The sequence below is a fragment of the Pseudomonas sp. Z4-7 genome (assembly GCF_051131965.1).
Lineage (GTDB): Bacteria > Pseudomonadota > Gammaproteobacteria > Pseudomonadales > Pseudomonadaceae > Aquipseudomonas.
Genome location: NZ_CP071642.1, coordinates 157,501 through 174,970, shown reverse-complemented (window position 1 = coordinate 174,970; position 17,470 = coordinate 157,501). Strand labels below are relative to the sequence as shown.

General features: G+C 60.6%; 11 protein-coding genes, 3 rRNA genes and 1 pseudogene (1 of these 15 cut by a window edge). 1 reads left to right on the top strand and 14 read right to left on the bottom strand.

Annotated features, from left to right (window positions below):
• Positions 1-86 precede the first annotated feature (86 nt).
• The 5 genes and pseudogenes from J3P91_RS00760 to J3P91_RS00740 form a co-directional block, all read right to left on the bottom strand.
• Complete coding sequence (locus tag J3P91_RS00760; RefSeq protein WP_434602446.1) at positions 87-1,754, bottom strand: YfbK domain-containing protein; 1,668 nt, start codon at positions 1,752-1,754, stop codon at positions 87-89.
• A gap of 178 nt (positions 1,755-1,932) precedes the next feature.
• Positions 1,933-2,130 (bottom strand): annotated as a pseudogene (locus tag J3P91_RS00755) (hypothetical protein); the annotation flags it as partial.
• 2 nt (positions 2,131-2,132) lie between these two features.
• Complete coding sequence (locus J3P91_RS00750) at positions 2,133-3,446, bottom strand: MFS transporter (protein WP_434604953.1); 1,314 nt, start codon at positions 3,444-3,446, stop codon at positions 2,133-2,135.
• A gap of 38 nt (positions 3,447-3,484) precedes the next feature.
• Positions 3,485-3,658 (bottom strand): hypothetical protein, encoded by a 174-nt coding sequence (locus J3P91_RS00745; RefSeq protein WP_434602445.1) that lies wholly within the window; start codon positions 3,656-3,658, stop codon positions 3,485-3,487.
• Between the two features lie 87 nt (positions 3,659-3,745).
• Entirely contained in the window at positions 3,746-4,306 is a 561-nt protein-coding gene (locus J3P91_RS00740) for a YbhB/YbcL family Raf kinase inhibitor-like protein (protein WP_434570508.1), read from the bottom strand.
• Positions 4,307-4,445: 139 nt separating this feature from the next.
• Between J3P91_RS00740 and J3P91_RS00735 the strand changes: the two genes are divergently transcribed.
• Positions 4,446-5,978: an FAD-dependent oxidoreductase gene (locus J3P91_RS00735; protein ID WP_434602444.1), complete on the top strand. Its 1,533-nt coding sequence runs from the start codon at positions 4,446-4,448 to the stop codon at positions 5,976-5,978.
• A gap of 43 nt (positions 5,979-6,021) precedes the next feature.
• Here J3P91_RS00735 and pgaD read toward each other — a convergent pair whose 3' ends face one another.
• From pgaD to J3P91_RS00690, 9 genes are all read right to left on the bottom strand, one after another.
• Positions 6,022-6,525, bottom strand: coding sequence for a poly-beta-1,6-N-acetyl-D-glucosamine biosynthesis protein PgaD (gene pgaD / locus J3P91_RS00730; RefSeq protein ID WP_434602443.1), 504 nt, complete (start codon positions 6,523-6,525; stop codon positions 6,022-6,024).
• Complete coding sequence (gene pgaC / locus J3P91_RS00725; RefSeq protein ID WP_305497636.1) at positions 6,522-7,877, bottom strand: poly-beta-1,6-N-acetyl-D-glucosamine synthase; 1,356 nt, start codon at positions 7,875-7,877, stop codon at positions 6,522-6,524. Before pgaC ends, pgaD begins: the two co-directional genes overlap by 4 nt.
• A 1-nt stretch (position 7,878) precedes the next feature.
• Positions 7,879-9,876 (bottom strand): poly-beta-1,6-N-acetyl-D-glucosamine N-deacetylase PgaB, encoded by a 1,998-nt coding sequence (gene pgaB, locus J3P91_RS00720; RefSeq protein WP_434602442.1) that lies wholly within the window; start codon positions 9,874-9,876, stop codon positions 7,879-7,881.
• A gap of 12 nt (positions 9,877-9,888) precedes the next feature.
• A complete protein-coding gene (pgaA, locus tag J3P91_RS00715; protein ID WP_434602441.1) occupies positions 9,889-12,366 on the bottom strand; it encodes a poly-beta-1,6 N-acetyl-D-glucosamine export porin PgaA in 2,478 nt (825 codons plus the stop codon).
• Between the two features lie 245 nt (positions 12,367-12,611).
• Entirely contained in the window at positions 12,612-14,117 is a 1,506-nt protein-coding gene (locus J3P91_RS00710) for a YdgA family protein (RefSeq protein WP_434602440.1), read from the bottom strand.
• Positions 14,118-14,273: 156 nt separating this feature from the next.
• Positions 14,274-14,909, bottom strand: coding sequence for an NADH:ubiquinone oxidoreductase subunit N (locus J3P91_RS00705; protein ID WP_434570519.1), 636 nt, complete (start codon positions 14,907-14,909; stop codon positions 14,274-14,276).
• A 182-nt stretch (positions 14,910-15,091) separates the two neighbouring features.
• A 5S ribosomal RNA gene (gene rrf, locus J3P91_RS00700) occupies positions 15,092-15,207 on the bottom strand.
• 107 nt (positions 15,208-15,314) lie between these two features.
• Positions 15,315-15,430, bottom strand: a 5S ribosomal RNA gene (gene rrf / locus J3P91_RS00695).
• A 149-nt stretch (positions 15,431-15,579) separates the two neighbouring features.
• Positions 15,580-17,470: ribosomal RNA gene (locus tag J3P91_RS00690) — 23S ribosomal RNA — on the bottom strand (it continues 1,001 nt past the right edge of the window).

Below are 17,470 nucleotides of genomic sequence, written 5' to 3'. Positions count from 1 at the left end.
CGTCGGTTCAGTTGGCATTGATGTGACTGATACACCGCCATCGCGAGCAGGCTCGCTCCCACATCTGAACCTGATTGTGCTCAGGATCAGCGTTTGGCCGCAGGTTCGAGGCTCTGGGCCAGCTCCACCAGTTGCACGAACTCGGCACGCAGCCCGAACGGATCGTCACCGCGCGCCGAGCGCGCCAACTGCACGGTATCCTTCAAGGTCATCTGCCCAGTGTAGCGTCCATCGCCCTTGAGCTGTTGGGCGAAGGCCGCCACGGCGGCCGAGAAGCGCAGGTCGTCGCTGGTTTTGTCATTGCGCGGTGAAACGGCAATGGGATGTTCGATCAACCGGCTGCTACCGCCTTCCGCCAGCTTGTAGCGTACGCGCAACATCGCCAGTTCGCCGGACTTGCCGTCCGAGTTGGGCGCGTTCCCATAACGCAGCGGCTCCAACCAGCCCTGCTCTCCTTTCGGGACAATTTCATACAGCGCGGTCACTGTATGCCCAGCGCCGATCTCGCCTGCGTCGACCTTGTCGTTGCTGAAATCCTCACGCTTCAACGCGCGGTTCTCATAACCCAGCAGTCGATATTCGCTGACCTGGGCGGGGTTGAACTCCACCTGCAACTTCACGTCTCGCGCTAGCACCGCCAGGGTGGAGCTGAGCTGGTCCACCAGGACCTTGCGCGCTTCGAGCAGGTTGTCGATGTACGCGTAGTTACCGTCACCGGCATCAGCCAATTGCTCCATCAGGTGTTCGTTGTAGTTATCCACACCGAAGCCCAGTGTGGTCAGGGAGACGCCGCTTTTGCGCTGATCCACGGCCATCTGCTTGAGGCTGTCGAAATCACTGATGCCGACGTTGAAGTCACCATCGGTGGCCAGCAGGATGCGGTTGATGCCTTTGTCGATAAAGCTCTCCCGAGCCATCTGGTAGGCCAGTTCGATGCCCGAGGCACCGGCGGTCGATCCACCGGCGTTCAGTTGTTCGATGGCGTTGCGGATCTTCACCTTGTCGCTACCCGAGGTGGGCTTGAGCACCACCCGCGACTCACCGGCATAGACCACCAGGGACACCCGGTCCTGATCGCGCAATTGGTCCACCAGCAATTTCAGCGTGCTCTTGACCAGCGGCAGGCCTTCGCGACGGTTCATCGAGCCGGACACATCCACCAGAAACACCAGGTTGGCCGGGGCCAGGTCTGAGACGGCGCGGTCGCTGGCCTTGATCCCGACACGCAACAACCGGGTGTGAGGGTTCCAGGGCGATGGCGCGATTTCGGTGGTCACGCCAAAGGGCGATCCGTCGGTGGGCAACGCGTAATGGTAAGGAAAGTAGTTGACCATTTCCTCCAACCGCACAGCGCCCTCAGGCGGCAGGCTGCCCTGGTTGAGGAAACGTCGCACGTTGGCATAGCTACCGGTATCGACATCCACGCTGAAGGTCGAGACCGGTGTCTCGGCGACGCTGTGGACAGGATTTTCCGGCAGCTTCTCGTACTGTTCGCGCGGCTCGCTGCGGTAATCATTGGAGACAACATCGCCCATCGGCGCAGGCATTGATGCCGGCGCGGCCATGCGCTTGGCCACAGGCTGGCGCACGTAGGCGATCTCCCCTTGCGGCGCGACGATGGGCGCCGCCGCCACCGGTTCGGCCGGCTTGGCAGCCTCACGGGACGAAGACAACCCACAACCGGCCAACGCCACCAGCAGCGTGACGGCAAAGCCCTGGGTGGCGGGACGCATATACGAAAGCGGACGGGACATGGGCTGAACCTCGTGAGTGGATGATCCGTTCACAAGGTCAGACGCAAGAGATCAGAGGTTCGGGTTAACGACCAGAAAATTTTTCATGCACTTGTCCTGTCAGCGTCGGCAAATAGCATCAGCGAGACGGAATGGCCCGCAGGTCATCGGCGATGAAACGGCTCAACTGGCTGGTGTATTACTCCTCCACATCGGAATTGCCCCGTTTCGTGAGGGCTCCAGCGATGCCTTTCATGGCGTGAAATTGCCCGATCGCGCCGGCCGGCATCAGCCCCTCGCGAGCCTGGGCGAAATGCAGCACCTCGGCGCCGGCCTTCTTCACCTGGACCTGGTAGCTGAAATCGACACTGGCAAGGTACGTACCGTCGGCAACGATACTCAAGACTCACAGGCCAGAGAGGGCCGCAGGATCTTTGCCTGCCGCCTCGGAAAATAAGCCGCCGCCCCTACTCCCACCGCGCCCATCACCACGCAATACGCCACGCAAACCCACGGGCTCCACGGCACCAGCGCAATCAACAACAACGGCGTCATGCTGGCCCAAAGTGCATAAGCGATGTTGTAGGTGAAGGAGATACCGGACACGCGAATCTTCGGCGGGAACAGGCTGATCATCACCGAAGGCACCGCGCCGACCACGCCGCAACCCAGGCCGGCCACGGCGTAGGCCAGGCCCAGCCAGTCGCTGCCGCTGATCAGGCTGGCATAGAGCACGGCGATGCCCAGCGGCAACAGCAGGCTATAGAGCATGACGGTGCGCCAGGCGCCGATGCGGTCGACGACGAGGCCGGCCAGGACGCAGCCGATGTTCAGGAAAACGATGCCGAGGCTGCTCAGGGCAAACGTGTGGCTGGGGGTCAGGCCGAAGCTTTTCTGCATCACTGTGGGGGTGATGACCACAAAGACCACCACGGCGGAAGTCAGTACGCAGGTAAGAATGGCGGCGGGCAGCAAGGCATGCCGATGGTCGCGCAAAACCGTGCGCAGCGGCAGCTCCGTCGCGCCTTCGCGATTGGCTTGCAGGGCCATGAAAATCGGCGTTTCGCTCAGCCAGCGGCGCAGCCAGACGCCGATCACGCCGAATATCCCGCCCAGCAGGAACGGCAAGCGCCACGCGTAGTCGAGGATTTCGGTCGGGGTGAAGATCCGCGCCAGCGCCGTGGCGGTCAACGCGCCGAGCAGGTAGCCGAAGGTCAAGCCCGCCTGGAGAAAGCCCAAGGCATAGCCGCGATGCCGCAACGGCGCGTGTTCGGCCACGAACACCCAGGCACTCGGCACCTCCCCGCCCACCGCCGCGCCTTGCAGGATGCGCAGCGCCAACAACAGCAACGGGGCGAAATAGCCGATTTGCGCATAGGTCGGCAGTACACCAATGAGCAGACACGGCAACGCCATCATCAGGATGCTCAGGCTGAAGACACGCTTGCGGCCCAGCCGATCGGCAAAGTGCGCCATGAGTATCCCGCCCAGGGGACGCGCCAGATAGCCGGTGGCAAAAATCCCGAAGCTCTGTAGCAGGCGCAGCCACTCGGGCATTTCCGGCGGGAAGAACAGTTGGCTGAGGGTCAGGGCGAAAAAAACGAAAATGATGAAGTCGTAGATTTCCAGCGCGCCGCCGAGGGCGGCGAGGCCCAGGGTCTTGTAGTCGGAGCGGCTGAACCGCGCGCCTGGCAAATGATGGGTGGCAGTCATAGGCATGTTTGGAAAAATGGTTGGAAGAAGGCGTCGGATCAGGCAGCAGGACCCTTGTCCACGGGCGGCGCCGACGGTTGGCCTGGCTCGGCGTCTACGGCCTCGTCAGCAGGCAGAAAATCCTTGCGGCTCTGGGCGATGGCCCGGCGTATTTCGTCGCCCTTGGTGGGGCAGTTCTTGAGGCGGGCGATGCCGTCGGTTTGCTGCGTCATCGCCATCCTCCGGTATGAGTGAACAGGCGCCGATAGTGCTCGCTTTTGGCGCTCGATGCCAACTTACGTGACGATTGGGCCAGCCGGTCAGCGGTGGTAGCGGCGCACCACGCTGCTGTTGCGCAGTACGTGGCCTTTGAGTTTTTCCATCAACTGGGCGCGTGTGAGACCGGCGGGCAATGCGTCGGGTGGCAGGTCCAGGGCGAATATCTGGATCAGGTAGTGATGAGCGCTGTCGCCAACGGGTGGGCACGGACCGATGTAGCCGTGAGTGTCCTTGCTGTTGATGCCGCTCATGCCTTCCAGGGTGGATTTGGTACCCGCGCCCGCCGGGATCTGTCGGGTGCTGGCCTTGATTCCGTAATGGACCCAGTGGTCGACGCCCTGCCCGCGCTGGCCATCGGGATCGAGCATGACGATGGCATAGCTGAGGGTGCCAGGCGGGCCGGCGTTCCAGCTCAGCGCCGGCGAAATATTCTTGCCACCGCAGGTGTTCGCGTCGCTCGCGGCGGCGGCAGTGAAGAGGCGGTCGTCCGACACACCGGGAATGCTCAGGGTGAAACGCTCTTCGGCCTGGACAACCCCTTGCGCGCACAGCACGAGGGTGACGGCCGCGAGCCAGGAGGAAAGGGAGGTCAATCGAGTCATACCGGGCACCTTAATTCGATTCAGGCCATGGACGGCCTGCGAACTATAGCCGCAGCGCCGGCCCGGTTGCAGTGACAATTATGCTGAACCTCGTTGCACTCCCCTGACTCGAACGGGAAACGCCTGTCGGAGAACGACCATGCCCATGCATCAAGTCGCCCGCCTCGCTGATGTGCGAGAGGACCGCGGCCTCGAAGTGACCCTCAACGAAACGCCCGTCCTGCTGCTGCGGGCTGGCGGACAGGTCCGAGCCTTCCAAGGCAAATGCCCGCATGCCGGGACGCCGCTGGCCGAGGGCGCGGTGTGTCACGGCAGGCTGATCTGCCCGTGGCACAAGGCCGCGTTCCGTGCCGAAGACGGCGCCCTGTGCGAGCCGCCGGCCCTCGACAGCCTGCAGCGTTATCACGTCGAGCTGCGGGGCGATGAAGTATGGGTCGATGAGCAACCACTGCCAGCCGAAAAAATCCCTCCCGCCGATGACCCGCGCACCTTCGTCATCGTCGGCGCCGGAGCGGCCGGCACGGCTTGCGCGGCGGCGCTGCGCGAGAAGGGTTTCGGTGGGCGGATCCAGATGATCGACCGCGAAGCCGAGGCCGGTTATGACCGCACCGTACTGAGCAAATACGTGTTGGCCGGCGACATGGCCGCGGAAAAGACGCCGGCCTTACGCGATGAAACCTACTTCACCCGGCAACGCATCGAAAGGCGCAACGGCGAAGTGGCCGGTCTCGACATCAGCGCGCGCCAGATTCATCTCGCCGACGGTCAACGCCTGGACTATGACGCACTGCTCATCGCCACCGGTGGAGTGCCCAGGACGCCAGACATGCCGGGCCTCGACTTGCCCAATGTGTTCACCCTGCGCTCTTTGGCCGATACCCGGCAAATCCTCGACCGTGCCCAGCCGGGGCAGCGAGCGGTGATTATCGGCGACAGCTTCATCGCCATGGAAGTCGCCTCGTCCCTGCGCAAACGTGAACTGAGCGTGACCGTCCTGGCCCGCCACCCGGTCCCGTTCGCCGCGCAGTTTGGCGACAGCATCGGCAAGGCGATCCTGGCCCGACACCGGGCCAATGGTGTGGTCTATCACAGCGAGGGCGAAGCCGCGCGGATCGAAGGTGCGGAAAAGGTTGAAGCCGTGGTGCTGGATAACGGTCAGCGTTTCGCAGCGGACCTGGTCATCATCGGTGTCGGCGTGCGCCCGGCGACCGAGCCGTTCGCCGATCTGCCACGGGAAAAAGATCAATCATTGATCGCTGACGACGGCATGCGCGTCGCCGATGGCGTCTGGGCCGTTGGCGATATCGCCACCTTTCCCCTCAACGGCCAACCCCGGCGCATCGAACATTGGCGCCTGGCCCAGCAACAGGCACGCATCGCCGCGACGAACATGCTCGGCGGTGAGGAACACTACCTGGATGTGCCATTCTTCTGGACGTACCACTTCGGCAAACGCTACGACTACCTCGGTCATGCCGAGGAATGGGACGAGGTGCAATTCAAGGGCACGCCTGAGCATCCTCCGTTCATCGCTCTGCTCGGCAAGGACGGTCTCGTTGCCGCCGTCGTGGCCTGCGATGAAGGCCGGGCCATGGCGGCGCTGGCCCAGCGCATGAAGCAACCGCTGTCGGTGGATGAGGCCTGGCGGCTGGTCCGGGATTTTTCGGTGTAGCTTGTCTTGAAGACAATATAAAACCTGTGGTGTTTTGCGTTGACTACGCAGGGCGATCAGCCGGCAGATGAATCACCGGCGGCCGGTCCAGCGGTGCCAGGGGCGGCGGTTGCAAGTCCGGGCTCAGCAGATGGAAGTGCGGCACTACGTGGCTGATGTCGCCATCCGGGTTGTTATGGATGATTTTGGAGCCAGGCTGGCGCAACGTTTCCAGTCGTTCGTCAGTCAGCTTGAAACTTGCGCTCAAGCCTTGGTCATCCACCGCAGGCCTCGGCAGCCGACGCTGGGCGAAGCTGCGGCTTTTACGCTGTTGATAACGCGCCCAGGTAATCAGGATGATTGCGTTGACCAGCGCGATCCAGCCATAGACCTGCAAGGTTCCCAGGGTATCGAACAGCGAACCACCCAGGCGCGGCCCGGCATGGCTGTCGAACAACGGCCAGAGCCCATTGACCAGCAGATACAACAGCCCAACCCACGCCAGCACGGTAAAGAGCACATCGATGACCACCAGAAAAGGCCGCTGCCGGGTCCTGATAATTTTCATCGGATCACTTCCTCTTCTTCGTCATCGAACGGCTTGATCCCGCGATCCGGGCTGACCCAGCGCGCACGTTTCTGATGCTGCCCGAACAGCACCTTGGGGAAACTCACCAGGGTGGTGAACAGGCTGATCAACCAAAACACCAACGGGTACCAGACCACCCAGAACATGATGTGCCACAGGCCTTTTTCGTAGCGACGGTCGATCAGGATGCTCACCGCGAATTGCATCAGGCACACCACCGCCAGCAACAGCCCGGTGAAGGCCGGCGGCATGAGGTGATCCACCGCGATGGCGGCGGGCATCTCGATGAATTTGCCGGCGCCCCAGAAGATCACCGACAGCAGGAAGGTGAACGCCCAACCGGTGGACAGGCAGTATTCGAACAGCAGCGGCCACAGGTAACGGTGGCGGTATTGCCAGATGCCGCGGATGTTCTTGAACAGCACTTCGGCACCGCCCTGGGCCCAGCGCAGCCGTTGCCGCCACAGGCCGCGCAGGGTTTCGGGCATGAGGATCCAGCACAACGCACGGGGTTCGTAGAAAATGCTCCAGTGGTCCAGTTGCAGTTTCCAGCTGATGTCGATGTCCTCGGTGATCATGTCCGGGCTCCAGTAGCCGACCCGGTGCAGCGCTGTGCGACGGAAGGCGACGATCACTCCGGACACGGTGAAGATCCGCCCGAAGACCCGCTGGGTACGCTTGATCAAGCCGATGATCGAGGAAAACTCACCGACCTGGACCCGACCCACCAAGGTTGAACGGGTGCGAATGCGCGGGTTGCCCGTCACCGCGCCGAGGCGGGCGTTGTCGAGCATCGGCGCCACCAGGTAGGCGCAGGTATTCGGTGCCAGCAGCGCGTCGCCGTCAATGCACACCAGGTATTCGCTGCGTGCAGCGATGGCGCCCATGCGCAGGGCTACGGCCTTGCCCTGGTTTTCCGCCAGGTGCAGCACACGCAAGCGCGGGTCTTCGGCGGCCAGTCGGTCCAGCACCTCGGCGGTGTTGTCCTTGGAGCCGTCGTTGATGGCGATCACCTCAATGTTCGGGTAGTGCTGGCCCAGCGCTGCGTGAATCGTGTCGGCAACGTTGTCGCCTTCGTTGAAGCACGGGATCAGGATGCTGATCAGCGGTTCGCCCGCCAGGGGCGGCGGCAAGGTGTCGTCTTTCCACGGCCAGTGGCGCTCCCAGTGCAGCCAGAAATACAGGCCGCCGGCGATCCACAGCCCGGACATGAACAGCGGGTAGAAGAACACGAAGTCCATCAGGAATTGCCCAGTGACCAGGAAGATCAGGCCCAGGGGCACCCCAAGGACGATCGCCAGCACCAGGACGGCGAGCAGTCTGTCGAGCATGTCAAGGATTCCACTTGTTGGAGAGCGCGGGCCGCACGGCTTTCACGGCAGGCTGGTCTTCGATGAAGTTGTCCGGGTAGTAGCCGAAACTGGTCACGCCCTGGCGCTTGAGGCGCCCCATCCAGTCGGCCAGTTGTTCGCCTTCGATATCGGCCACCGGCTGGCTGTGCCAGTCGCGCGCTTGCAATTCGAATACCGTGCGCTTGAGCGCACCGGGGCGAGCCTTGACGGTCTCCACCAGCCGTTCGAGCCAGGGGCCGGATTGCTCGCGGGTCTGCTTTTCCATCAACGGCATGGCCATCGGAGCCGTCCAATCGTAGGCGCCGAGGAAGTCATCGAGGTTCTGGGCGAACCAGGCCTCGCTCTGCGGGTTGAGCATCGGCTCGGCAAAGATATTGCGCGCCGTGCGCACCTCCGGACCACGAATTGCCCGGACCTTGGCCGTGAGCTCAGCGGTGAAGTCGATCAGGTAGCGGCTCTTGAAACGGGTCCAGCGCTGCATGGCCGCCGGGTCGTCGCGCAGAGCGGCGATGGAGGTCGGCATGCCGTTGGCCGCATAGACTTTCATCGCAGCTGGGCCGGCATCCTCGAAGTCGGAGAACACCGCGTCGTCATGGTACAGAACGCCGTCCACCGAGCTCATCCGCGCCAGGTCTTCGTAGATTTCGCCGATGACCTTGCGCACGTTCGGGTCGAAGGGCGACAGGCGTACGTACTGGTCCGGGGCGACGCCAATCTTGCCGGTTTCAGGATCCCAGCGCTGTACACGCGGCAACTTCGGGTCCAGGGCAAAACTGAGCACCGGCATCCAGGCATACACCTTCACGTTGGCCCGGGTGCGCAATTGCCATGCGACCCGATCGAACAGATCGGCGCGTACCGGCAGATGCCGATTGGGGAAGTACAGCGAATGGACCAGGCCATCGCCCTTCGGGTCGGCAAAAGCTTGCAGGAATACGGTGTTCGCGCCCAGATCGTAGATACGCTGGACCAGCTTGCCAACGTTGGCCTCCTGCTGCACGGGGTCCGGATCGTAGACGTAATCCAGGTCGACGTGGACCACCCGCATCGGGTCCATGGTCTGCACCGAGACGATGCTTTCGGCGAAGTGAGCGCCGTCCGGATCGGAAGCCACCAGAAAGCGCGGGCCGCTCATCAGGTTATCGAGGCTGTCGAGGCCGTCTTCCAGGGTCAGGGCCATCTGGTAGCCCTGGCCGCCAATCACCTGCAACGCGGTGCCGTCCGCCTCGCCGTATGGCCAGACCCAGACGCGCGGACTGTAGCCGGTGACTTTGCGGATCTTCTCGGAAATGGCTGCCACGTCCTTGCGCAGACGCGCCTGGAAATCGGCTTCCGCTTCATAGCGACCGGTAGCCGGATCGTAGCGCCGCGTGGTCGCCGCCGGCTGCTGGTTGCCTTGCGGGTTGGCGAGTACGCCTTTGTGATTGGCATCGGTGTGGGCGGCGATTTCCACCAGGCCCGATTTCGACACCTCGCGAATCTGCTCCCAGGTCAGGAACTCGGAACGCTTGCGTGGCACGCCGGCAAAATCCACCGGTTGATTCAGCGGCGTGTCGATCCAACTGCCGACCGGAGCAAGGATGGCCGGCCAGTTGTAGGCGCGCAGGATGGGCATGACGCGGGTGTAAAAGCTTGAGTAGCCGTCGTCGAAACTCAGCAGTACTGCGCGCGGTGGCAGTTCGGGCCCGCCGTTGCGGGCAGCGATGATCTGGTCGATCGTGACCGGCTGATAATTGTTTTCCCGCAGCCAGGCCAATTGCTCGATCAGGCGCTCGGTGCGCACGGCCACCAAGGCTTGGTCGGGGTCGCGGTCTTCGACGTCGTGGTAGGCGATGCCAAGCACGTGGTTTTTCGGCCATGGCGCATCGTTGGCCATCACCGGCCGTTGCGAAGGCGGGGCAAATGCCGGGGCCTGCTGGGCACAAGCGCTGATCAGCAAGACTCCCAGCAGAAGGATGAATCGCGAAATGACGGGCATTTTCAAACTCTTCTAGAAGCGGTAGGTGAGGTCGACAAGCAGGCGCAGATCGCTTTCACGATCGCCGTCGTAGGGGCGGTTGAGCCAGCTCAGCGCGGCCCCGGCTTCAAGCACATCGTTCCAGAGCAGACGCTGGCCGTAGCTGAGCAACCCCATGGCGCCGGTGCTGTAGTCACTCTGGCTGTAGGTGCCGGCACCGGCCTGGAATTGCTGGCTCCAGGTGGTTTCGTAGCGGCGATACAGCACGTGATTGGCGCTCACGGTCGGCATGACGCTGAAGTCCGATTTCGGATTGAAGTACGGCACTTCATTTGAGCCGCTGTTGCGACTGGCACCGACTTCCAGGCCCAGCTCCACTTGCAGCCTCGGAGCGCTGTAGATGCCCTCGCGGCCAGTCAGCAAGGTCTCGAGGCGGTTGTTGCCATCGCTGAAGTGGGACGGGCTGACAGCCAGCCGCCACTCGCGGCTTTCATTGGCACGCCAGCGGACGAAACCGCTTCCACCATTGGCGCGAATCCCGCTGTTGAGAGCCCGCAACGGAGTGTTGGCCGAGAGGTAGTCCAGGCTGCCGCCGTACTGCCAGTGATCATTGATGTCCCGGGCCACGGCTACTCGCGCGCCCTGTTTGTCACCGGAACCATACGAATGGTTGGAGACTTCCGCCTCCAGGGTCATGTCGCGGGTACGCCGCTCCACTCCCAGGCGCTGCCAGCGATGGTGGCCGGTGCCTTCCTCGAAGTCGCCGGTTGCGTAACCGGCACCGCCGAACAGCCGCCAGTCTTCATCGATGGGCGGGCTGTAGAGCAAGGTCTCGATACCAAAATCGCGGCTGCCGGTCACCGCGCCAGCGTCGCCATTGCCGCCACCGTAGCTCTTGCCGGTGTAGGCCTCGATGCGCAGTTCAGCCATGTCATGGACGTCACGCTGGCGTTGCAGGCGCTTGACGTGAGCGTTCTCGGGATAGCGGGCGACCACGTCATCGATAAGCGCATCCATTTGCCGCCATTCCTGCAGATCCATGGCGGCGCGGGCCTGGGCGACTTCCAGGTCGCGATTGCGCGGCGTCGTGGCCTCGACTTCCTTGAGCAGGCTTTCCGAACGTCGCGGCCATTCACGTGCCTGGTACAAATCGGCCTGGGCCAGGCGCAAGCCGATATTGCCGGGCCCGTGGTAGACCAGAGCGTCCAGGCGCGCCTCGGCGGTAGGCAGATCGGCGCCGTAGGTACCTGCCTGAGCGGCCAGGAGCTGCGCGTCCATCCACTCGTCGTTGGGATTGCCGATCGGCAGCCCCTTGAGCTCCACGCGGGCCGGCTGTGCTTTCGCCAGGTCTTCGGCCAGTGCGCGGGCCTCCTCGGATTTTTCGCTTTCCAGCAAGGCGTAGTAGAGCGCAGTGCTGTCTTCGAAGCGGTCCGCAGGATCTGCATCCGGTGCAATCAGCACGCGGCGGTACAGATCGACGGCGATCTCCGGTTCACGTTGCTCCAGATAGGAAGAAGCCACCCAGCGCAGCGCGTAGGTTGGAATGCGGACCCCTTCAGCGACCAGCTTCTGGTATTCGGCGATCACCTCGGCCCGGCGAGCCCGGGCGTTGAGGGCGCCCATGCGGTCGATCCGCCAGCGCAAGACATCATCGTGGGCCTCGGCCACCGGAGTCCAGGTGGCGAGCAGTTTGTCGTAGTCCGCCAGCGCGCGATCGGCAATGACAAAACGTTCTGTTTCGCTGCGACTGGCCATATCCGCCAGGCGCACCCGCTCGGCCGCCACATCGCCTTCGAGCCTGCGCTGCACGCCACGATCGATCAGGCCGGGCTGAAGCCGGGCCAGGCGCAGGGCCGGCTCAGGCAAACGGGCGCGTTGCAGGGCGTAGACGTACTCGCGGGCGACTTCAGGCTTGTTGCTGCCGGCACGGGTGAAAGCCTGGTCGTATTCGAAAAGCGCTTCGTGGGGATTGTCCGCACGCGTCAGCGCATAACCCAAGGCCAACCGGCGCATCGGATCTTCTGGCTTGGCCGCAACGAGGGCCCTGGCGCGGCTGACGGCTTCATCTGGCTTGCCGGCATCGGCCTGGGTCAAGGCCAGACCCAGTTGCAGATCGGGGTTCTGCGGATCTATCGCCAACGCCCGGCGATACAACTCGACCGCCGGATCCCAGCGCTTGAGGTTGCGATAGGAGCGAGCAGCTGCGGTCAGCGCCTGAACCGGAAGGTCGCGGTAGCGGCCCTGGGTTTCGTAGACTTTCACCACCTCGGCATCAAGACCGGCCCAACTGGCGATCTGCAGATGGTCACTGATCTGTGCGGTGCTGGCCTGGCCAACCGGCACCTGGCGCAATACGGACAACGCGGGCGTGTAATGCCCCGCGCGGGCGTCGAGCACCATCTGGTCATAAGCGGTATCGGCAAACGCCGCCACCGACCAGCACAATTGGCTGCACAGCGCAACGCGAAACAACGGGCGCAAACCGAGTTGAATAAGAGGACCCACAGGCATTCGTCAGCATCCTTACATGGCCAGCCGGGTCGCAGTGCCCCCTTGCCCATCAAACAGAAGGCCGGATCAAAGGAACCCAGCCAAGCTCTAACGGGCCTAGTTTTGCACTCCGTGGCGGGTCATCTTCCAGATCGCCATAATTCTTCAGAATCCATGCAGATTTCAGCGCGGCATTTTCAACGGACAAAAAAAAACCGGCCCGTGCACAGGGCACGGACCGGTCTTCGGATGTTGCGTGGGACCAGTTACTGAATGGCGACGCCGCCGCCCAGCTTGTTCATCACAAACGCGGTGAACTGTTCGACGGTCATCTTCTGGCCGTTGAAGTCGACCTGATTGTTGGCGTAATGCAGATTGGTAACCACATCATTGCCTTCAAGCTTCGCCAGCTCCGTGCCTACCGCCATGGCGCTGAACATATCGCTGGTGGCAGTCGCCTGGTCGGCGATCAGTTTTGCGTCGGTCTGGCCTTCCATCTGCGCTTGCACGGTCAGGAGATCCACCAGCATTGGCTTGGAAACCTTCACCTTGAAGTCCAGCAGAGCGAGCAACTGGCGGCCCAGCTCATCGGGTGGCAGGTCCATGGATTGCGGCTTGGCCAGATCGACAACCAGGCTCGCGCGGCTTTCGCCGTTAGCGGTATTGAACGAGAGGTTCTCCAGGGCCACTTGCGGGGCGCCAGCCAGGAGTTTTTCCAGGTCAGCCTTGACCTGCGCTTCTTCTGCCTCGGTGAGGTTCAGCTCTGGAGCCGGCTCGCCCGCTTCAGCGGCCTCGGCAGCTGCCTTTTCGTAGGGTTGCAGCTTGGCCTGGTAGACCTGCATCAGCGACATGGTGGCAGGGATGTCCAGGTTCTTCAGGCTGACCGCCATCTGTGCAGAACCGATGACCTTGTCATTGAACGACAACTCGCCGATCTTGTAATCAGCGCGTCCCGAAGCACTGGTGCCGTTCTCGGAGCTGTTGTTCTTCATCTCGAAGTTTTTCAGGCCCAATACCGATTTCGGCTCGCCGAAGGTGGTCTTGCTGTTGCTCAGCAACAGGGTGTTGTCGCCCTTGTAGTAGCCATAGGTGCTCTTGGTCAGGTTGCTGGCCAATGTCAGGCCATTGAACTCTACCTGAACCGGCGTCTGATCTTCGGCGACGGTGGTCAACTTGAAGCTGTCCATGTAGCCGTCGGCCTTGATCTTCTCAGCCTGGGCGCTGGCGGCCACATCGATTTTCAGGCCGGAGAAGATCAGCTGGGATTGCTCATCCAGCTTGGTATCCAGAGGCAGCAGTTCGAACGTGCCGTTGGTGGATTGATCGTAACCGAGATTGAAGACGCCTTTGAGAGGCGATTTATCCTTGGCGGCAACGAACCATTTTTCGGTCAGCGGAGTCCGCTCCAGTTCGGTGTGGCTGGTGGCCATGACCGGCAACCATTTGAGCGTCATCAGGCGCGAGAATGGCAGTGGACCGTGTTCGATGTTGTCGACGAACAGCAGCTCGACCGGCTCGCCGCCGAACATTTCGCCTTCACCCTTGAGACGATAACGGGCGGTACTGCTGAAGGTGCCACGGTCCAGGGAGACCAGTTCAATCGAAGCGGTGCCATTGGAACCCGCCAAAGCCGTTTGCAGTTGCTTATTGCTGTCGGTAATGGCGGTTTGCAGTACGCCTTCAAGCTTGGTGCCGGTATACCAGGCGCCACCCGCACTGATTGCACCAACAACCACAACGATTCCCAGAAGTACGCTTGCTGATTTGTTCATGAGTGATCCGATCGTGTTCCATGGTTGAAAAGAGTCGTCTTCCTTGACCCGCAAAGGGCTGTGGTACGACGCGATAAAAGTGGTGGGGAGATTAGCATCAGGCAAGTCAGCAAGCCCAATGTTTAAAGGGGAAAAAGCGTGTTCTTGAGAAATGGTCTACGAATATTCGACTTCGATCTCGTCAAGTTGATGATCGAAGGTCTTGAGGCGTGCTGTCCAGGTGTAGACCAACACTTCGAAATCTCGATTGATTACTGCCGCACCCGATGAATCGTCACGCCCATCGTAGAAGTCCAATTGATAGCGCTCCCGAGCCATCGCGTTGGCCACATCGCACAGCTCGCGGGCATTGTTGAGCCAATGCCAGTCGTCTTGCGCGACTTGCTTGTCCAGGGCGGCGCATTGAGTTTTCAGTGCCTCGAGGCTTTTCTCCAGCGGAGTGCCGGTGAGCTCACCCATGACTTCTTGAAACGTGCGTCCAGGCTGCCAATAGCTGCCCCAGAAATAACGGTCGAATACCGTTTCAACCCGGCGCAGCGCAACCTTGGTATCCCAGATCAAGACCAGTGTCTTGCCTTGCACAAGCTGCTTCTTCTTGATGCGCTGGCCTTGGAGAGAAGCCCAGGCGACGATTGCGACAGAAATGACAGCGATCAGCGCAGCCGCGCTATCCAGGAAAATCAGTGCCTTGTCGATATGGTGAGTCAGCATGACGCCATAGAAGTAGGTGGCCGATAGCAGCACCAAGGCCGCGACAGCGCACCAGAAGCCGGGAGCATAAGGGTTTTTCATTATTGGAATCCCCATGACCAGTCACGTCGCGGGCTGTTGCTGCCAATGCCCGACAACCAAAGCATAGCAACGGCCTGGGGGTTTGCCGGGGGGTGGCGTCAATTAGGACGGCGATCCGATTATCGGCTCCGAAAACGACAAAACCCCTGTCTGCATTGGCAGACAGGGGTTCTGGAATTCAATCTTGACGATGACCTACTCTCACATGGGGAAACCCCACACTACCATCGGCGATGCATCGTTTCACTTCTGAGTTCGGGATGGGATCAGGTGGTTCCAATGCTCTATGGTCGTCAAGAAATTCGGTAACCAACCCGCTCAGGAACAACGTGTCGGTGAAAATCGAAGACTTCTACTAAAACAAAACCCCTACCTGCGTCAGCAGATAGGGGTTTTGGAATTTAATCTTGACGATGACCTACTCTCACATGGGGAAACCCCACACTACCATCGGCGATGCATCGTTTCACTTCTGAGTTCGGGATGGGATCAGGTGGTTCCAATGCTCTATGGTCGTCAAGAAATTCGGTAGCCAGTGCGTGCCTTACGGTCACGTTCCAGCGAATGGGTATGCGATAGTTTGTGGGTTTTGACTCGAACTTTCGGTTCATTGCGTCTTCACACACCGCAATCTGGCCTCTTTCGAGTCTACAGATTGCTTGGGTGTTATATGGTCAAGCCTCACGGGCAATTAGTACAGGTTAGCTCAACGCCTCACAGCGCTTACACACCCTGCCTATCAACGTCGTAGTCTTCGACGGCCCTTCAGGGGACTCAAGGTCCCAGTGAGATCTCATCTTGAGGCAAGTTTCCCGCTTAGATGCTTTCAGCGGTTATCTTTTCCGAACATAGCTACCCGGCAATGCCACTGGCGTGACAACCGGAACACCAGAGGTTCGTCCACTCCGGTCCTCTCGTACTAGGAGCAGCCCCTCTCAAATCTCAAACGTCCACGGCAGATAGGGACCGAACTGTCTCACGACGTTCTAAACCCAGCTCGCGTACCACTTTAAATGGCGAACAGCCATACCCTTGGGACCGGCTTCAGCCCCAGGATGTGATGAGCCGACATCGAGGTGCCAAACACCGCCGTCGATATGAACTCTTGGGCGGTATCAGCCTGTTATCCCCGGAGTACCTTTTATCCGTTGAGCGATGGCCCTTCCATACAGAACCACCGGATCACTAAGACCTACTTTCGTACCTGCTCGACGTGTCTGTCTCGCAGTCAAGCGCGCTTTTGCCTTTATACTCTACGACCGATTTCCGACCGGTCTGAGCGCACCTTCGTACTCCTCCGTTACTCTTTAGGAGGAGACCGCCCCAGTCAAACTACCCACCATACACTGTCCTCGATCCGGATAACGGACCTGAGTTAGAACCTCAAAGTTGCCAGGGTGGTATTTCAAGGATGGCTCCACGCAGACTGGCGTCCACGCTTCAAAGCCTCCCACCTATCCTACACAAGCAAATTCAAAGTCCAGTGCAAAGCTATAGTAAAGGTTCACGGGGTCTTTCCGTCTAGCCGCGGATACACTGCATCTTCACAGCGATTTCAATTTCACTGAGTCTCGGGTGGAGACAGCGCCGCCATCGTTACGCCATTCGTGCAGGTCGGAACTTACCCGACAAGGAATTTCGCTACCTTAGGACCGTTATAGTTACGGCCGCCGTTTACCGGGGCTTCGATCAAGAGCTTCGCGTTAGCTAACCCCATCAATTAACCTTCCGGCACCGGGCAGGCGTCACACCCTATACGTCCACTTTCGTGTTTGCAGAGTGCTGTGTTTTTAATAAACAGTCGCAGCGGCCTGGTATCTTCGACCGGCGTGGGCTTACGCAGCAAGTGCTTCACCCTCACCGGCGCACCTTCTCCCGAAGTTACGGTGCCATTTTGCCTAGTTCCTTCACCCGAGTTCTCTCAAGCGCCTTGGTATTCTCTACCCAACCACCTGTGTCGGTTTGGGGTACGGTTCCTGGTTACCTGAAGCTTAGAAGCTTTTCTTGGAAGCATGGCATCAACCACTTCGTCACCCAAAGGGTAACTCGTCATCAGCTCTCGGCCTTAGAATCCCGGATTTACCTAAGATTCCAGCCTACCACCTTAAACTTGGACAACCAACGCCAAGCTGGCCTAGCCTTCTCCGTCCCTCCATCGCAATAACCAGAAGTACAGGAATATTAACCTGTTTTCCATCGACTACGCTTTTCAGCCTCGCCTTAGGGACCGACTAACCCTGCGTCGATTAACGTTGCGCAGGAAACCTTGGTCTTTCGGCGTGGGTGTTTTTCACACCCATTGTCGTTACTCATGTCAGCATTCGCACTTCTGATACCTCCAGCAAGCTTCTCAACTCACCTTCACAGGCTTACAGAACGCTCCTCTACCGCATCACTTGCGTGATACCCGTAGCTTCGGTGTATGGTTTGAGCCCCGTTACATCTTCCGCGCAGGCCGACTCGACTAGTGAGCTATTACGCTTTCTTTAAAGGGTGGCTGCTTCTAAGCCAACCTCCTAGCTGTCTAAGCCTTCCCACATCGTTTCCCACTTAACCATAAC